General features: G+C 58.7%; 1 protein-coding gene. It reads right to left on the bottom strand.

Annotation, left to right across the window (positions count from 1 at the left end; genetic code table 11):
- Positions 1–431: penicillin acylase family protein (locus A3754_RS08055; protein ID WP_197468567.1), on the bottom strand; the 431-nt coding region annotated here is incomplete at both ends.

Genomic DNA, 431 nt, shown 5'->3' with positions numbered 1-431 from the left:
TGCCCGCTCACCCGGAACTGGCGCAGGGTTTCACGCATCAGGTGAGCCCCGCGACTGGTGATGTTATAGGTTCCATCCCAGTTCACCAGCGCCTGGCAGGCTGCGGTTAAATCGTAAGCGGCCCCATCCAGCTCGGCGGTGCTGTAGCTGGTGCAACGCTGGGTCAGCTGGTTGGTCCAGTCACCGGCGAACAGCGAGCCATTATGGCTCAGCACGGTTTTCAATTCGCTGAAACTGAAGTTGCCATCGGCACCGGACAGGCCACTGCCGGACTCGTCACTGATCATCGCCGCGTTGTAACGGGTACGTGGGCTACGCACGGTGTCTTCAGGGCCGTAAAGAACACTGTATCCTTCCAGTGGTGCTTCAAGATTGCTCAACCAGTGGCTGCTGTTGGCGTTGTACAGGTAATCGTCGCGGGTCATTTGTGG

The organism is Alcanivorax sp. HI0083 (assembly GCF_001635175.1).
Note: the sequence above shows the minus strand (reverse complement) of the source record. Positions and strands in the feature narration are given on the sequence as shown.